A 3,250-nucleotide genomic window follows, 5' to 3' on the forward strand; every position below is an offset into this window, starting at 1 on the left:
ACGTTTTCGGATAGAACCTGTTTAGTTGCAGGTTTTTACGCCGAAGCCCGTTACTTTAGTGACGGGAGAGTTCACGAAAACAACTAATTTTTTAGACGCAGTCAAGGGTTCATTAATCATTTCGTGTCAAGCGTTGCCTGATGAACCGTTACACAGTTCATTTATCATGTCTCGAATGGCCCTTGCCGCTACCGCGGGCATTCGTGCAAACTCAGTTGTTGATATCCAGGCGATCCAAGACGAGGTTGATTTGCCAGTGATTGGCTTGAGTAAAGTTGACTACCCGGATTCCCCCGTATACATCACCCCAACCATTAAGGAAATGCGGGCGGTTGCCGCAACCGGCTGTCCGGTCGTTGCCTGTGACGTAACCGGCCAACCGCGCCCCAATGGTGAACAGTTAGCTGACATCGTCGCTACTATGCGCCAGGAGTTTCCTGACACCCTCCTAATGGCGGATACGGACAGTCTCGAAAACGTACAAGCGGCTGAAGCCCTTGGTTTTGATATTATCGGGACGACGATGCACGGCTACACCCCCGTTACCAAAGGCGCCAACATTGCGGATAACGACTTTGAATACCTCAAGGCCGTTCTGAAAACCACCAGTAAGCCCGTCATTGCGGAAGGTAAAGTTGATACTCCCGCTAAGATGAAGCGGTGCTTAGCCCTCGGTTGTCACGCCGTCGTGGTCGGCGGTGCGATTACCCGGCCATTGCAAATTGCGCAAGGCTTCGTGGCAGCACTGGAAGATTAACAAATTGACGCACGACTAAAAAAACAGCTCCTAAGCAAAATTGCTTAGGGGCTGTTTTAGTTAATCATCATTCAAACTGCTTTTCCCGTGCCAAGCGGCCCTTAACCTTCCCCACACCAGCCTGCCAATTACCGGCTAACTTGTCCTTCGGATCGTCCGTCACGGCACCGCGGACCTGCTGAGCCTTCCCAGCCATTTCCTGACCGAAGGCGGCGACTTCATCATCAAAGGTTGCGGCCTGTTCCGGACGGCGTTTCCGCCATAACATGTAGGCGGCGCCCGCCCCCGCGATTGCGGTTAAACTGATTAACATTGGTTTGAGCATGGTCATCAACTTCCTTTCTGAATTTCCTGCGTCGGTCGAATTTTCAAGGGTTGCGTTAACGGCGTCACTTTTACCAGGGGGTGAACGTGCCGAATCGGCAATTCTTGACATAAATAATCAGTAATCAAATCTTGAACCTGCTGCGTCACCAACTCCACGTCAGTCAACGCCTCGGCGGTCGCCTGCACGCTCACCCGCGTTGGTAACGGGTAACGTAACTTGAGCCGCACTTGCGGATTGATCAAGCGTAATTTAGCGGTCAGGCGATACTGGAGGTCACTTTCCACGATTCGGTGGGAAACCGGCACCCGGACCGGAGCAAAGTGGTGCATTAACGCAACGACCTGCCGCGGTTTCAATAAACTCAGTACTAACAAACATAGGCCAATTAGGCCCACAATGATGGCAATTACTAACACCAATTCGTTAAACCAGTGCGCGTGGGCCAGGGCCAGCGACGCCAACCACTCCGTCACGAAGAAGACGTCCTGACTTTGACTCACTTCCACGAGTGCCAGTAGGACTAACACCCCACCGGCCCCGCCAATAATAAGGCGTCCCATGCGATTCATTGGATTCACCCCACTAACTACGCTGGCGCATCCCAAAGAGCGCAGCCACCAGTATGACTAACACGACCGCACCAATAATAGCGGGGATCAGGGCCATCCCAGCTAGTGACGGTCCCCAACTACCTAGTAAGCGTTGCCCAAGCCACGCACCGGCTAACCCGGCAATCACGTCGCCAATAATTCCAGCGGGCAAATCGCGACTCGTCACCATCCCCGCTACGGCGCCAATCACGCCGCCAACAACTAACGTCCATAACCATCCTAGCATTTTAGTTACCCTCCTCAACTTTATTTATTAATTATAATAACCATAAGAATTGAAATTGGCAACCAATATGCATTCCAGGCGCAACTAATTTAGTGCCTGAATTAAGGCTTGCGCTACCGACCGGACTGAAAACGGATTCTGACCCGTAATCAAGTGGCCGTCTTGGACCACGTTATCCTGATAAGCGTGCTTTTTAACAAAATTGGCACCGCGGGCGGCGGCCATTTCCTGGTTTAAGAAGGGCACGACCTTCTTCTTGCCCGCCACCACTTCCTCACTAGTCGTGAAGCCGGTAATCTGTTTTCCCGTAATCACGTACGTACCATCAGCGGCCTTAATATTGAACAAGCCGGCAATTCCGTGACAGACCGACGTTAGGTAGCCCCCGTTCGCGTCAATCTGACTAGCAATGGCGATCAACGCCGGGTTATTCGGAAAGTCCCACATCACGCCATGTCCACCAGTGTAATAAATCGCGTCGTAGTCAGCCGGGTCAACTTCACTTGGCTGGCGCGTGTTGCGCAGCGCCGCTTCCACGAATTGCGGATCCTCGTAAACCCGCATGATTGCGTCATCGACGTACTTCATACTGCGGGGGTCTAACGGCACGTAGCCGCCCTTAGGACTGACAAAGTCGTAGTGCCAGCCCGCTTTAGCTAACTCGTCGACAAATTCGGCACTTTCACCGAGCCACAAGCCGGTCGGATCGTTGGTGTCACCGTACTTCTGCACGTTCGTTTCTACTATTAATACCTTTGGCATTGAAATTCCTCCATCCAACGTTAACTAAACAAACGAAAACCGCTCACTTAGGAAGCGCGCACTGGGCCGCGGTCGCAGCGGTCGAGTTGAAACCCGCGTAACCTAAAAAGCCCCCGCAGTAGCGCAACCCTAAGCATCGGGTTTAGCTTACCATACGGGCGCGATTTGAGCTGGCGAATACGCTTGCCGGTTAATTTTTGCGCATACGTGACCTAATTAAGCTAATCGGCGTTGATGCTCCGGTTAAGTCTTCCGGTAACTCGGGGGTGCGGTTCAATTGATTCTGTGGGAACCATTGGGTGCCTCCGTTTCTTTTGGGGAGGCGTTCGCCCGATCACGGGATTGCGGAGTGCGGTTAGAGCTGAAAGCTGGGATAAATACCACGTTTATGAAAGCGCTTTGATTTTGGTATAAAAAAAGAACCGGTGCTCCCGGTTCAGCTTGCATGGCAACGTCCTACCCTCGCAGGGAGCGATCCCCCAACTACTCTCGGCGCTAAGAAGCTTAACTTCTGTGTTCGACATGGGAACAGGTGTATCCTTCTCGCCATCGTCACCACACTATTG

The 3,250-nt window shown here is 52.3% G+C and carries 5 protein-coding genes and 1 rRNA gene; 1 reads left to right on the top strand and 5 read right to left on the bottom strand.

Features of this window, described 5'->3' with window-relative positions; translation table 11 throughout:
• Window positions 1-58 precede the first annotated feature (58 nt).
• On the top strand, window positions 59-757 hold the full coding sequence (locus FFM79_RS12515) for an N-acetylmannosamine-6-phosphate 2-epimerase (RefSeq protein ID WP_137643799.1): 699 nt from the start codon (window positions 59-61) through the stop codon (window positions 755-757).
• Between the two features lie 67 nt (window positions 758-824).
• On the opposite strand, the gene FFM79_RS12520 is transcribed toward FFM79_RS12515, so the two are convergent.
• From FFM79_RS12520 to rrf, 5 genes are all read right to left on the bottom strand, one after another.
• Window positions 825-1,082, bottom strand: a complete 258-nt coding sequence (locus tag FFM79_RS12520; RefSeq protein ID WP_137643795.1) for a CsbD family protein — start codon at window positions 1,080-1,082, stop codon at window positions 825-827.
• A 5-nt stretch (window positions 1,083-1,087) separates the two neighbouring features.
• Window positions 1,088-1,654 (bottom strand): hypothetical protein, encoded by a 567-nt coding sequence (locus tag FFM79_RS12525; protein WP_137643796.1) that lies wholly within the window; start codon window positions 1,652-1,654, stop codon window positions 1,088-1,090.
• Between the two features lie 13 nt (window positions 1,655-1,667).
• The gene (locus FFM79_RS12530; RefSeq protein WP_137643797.1) at window positions 1,668-1,922 is read right to left on the bottom strand and encodes a GlsB/YeaQ/YmgE family stress response membrane protein; all 255 of its coding nucleotides are present in this window, start codon (window positions 1,920-1,922) and stop codon (window positions 1,668-1,670) included.
• An 84-nt stretch (window positions 1,923-2,006) separates the two neighbouring features.
• Complete coding sequence (locus FFM79_RS12535) at window positions 2,007-2,684, bottom strand: type 1 glutamine amidotransferase domain-containing protein (protein ID WP_137643798.1); 678 nt, start codon at window positions 2,682-2,684, stop codon at window positions 2,007-2,009.
• A gap of 443 nt (window positions 2,685-3,127) precedes the next feature.
• Window positions 3,128-3,244: ribosomal RNA gene (gene rrf, locus FFM79_RS12540) — 5S ribosomal RNA — on the bottom strand.
• Between the last annotated feature and the right edge of the window lie 6 nt (window positions 3,245-3,250).

This window comes from Lactiplantibacillus modestisalitolerans (assembly GCF_005405425.1).
Taxonomy (GTDB): Bacteria; Bacillota; Bacilli; order Lactobacillales; family Lactobacillaceae; genus Lactiplantibacillus; species Lactiplantibacillus modestisalitolerans.

Coding starts and splice junctions, on each gene's coding strand:
- FFM79_RS12530 (WP_137643797.1), bottom strand. CDS start 1,922: ATGCTAGGATGGTTATGGACGTTAGTTGTTGGCGGCGTGATTGGCGCC.
- FFM79_RS12535 (WP_137643798.1), bottom strand. CDS start 2,684: ATGCCAAAGGTATTAATAGTAGAAACGAACGTGCAGAAGTACGGTGAC.
- FFM79_RS12520 (WP_137643795.1), bottom strand. CDS start 1,082: ATGCTCAAACCAATGTTAATCAGTTTAACCGCAATCGCGGGGGCGGGC.
- FFM79_RS12525 (WP_137643796.1), bottom strand. CDS start 1,654: ATGAATCGCATGGGACGCCTTATTATTGGCGGGGCCGGTGGGGTGTTA.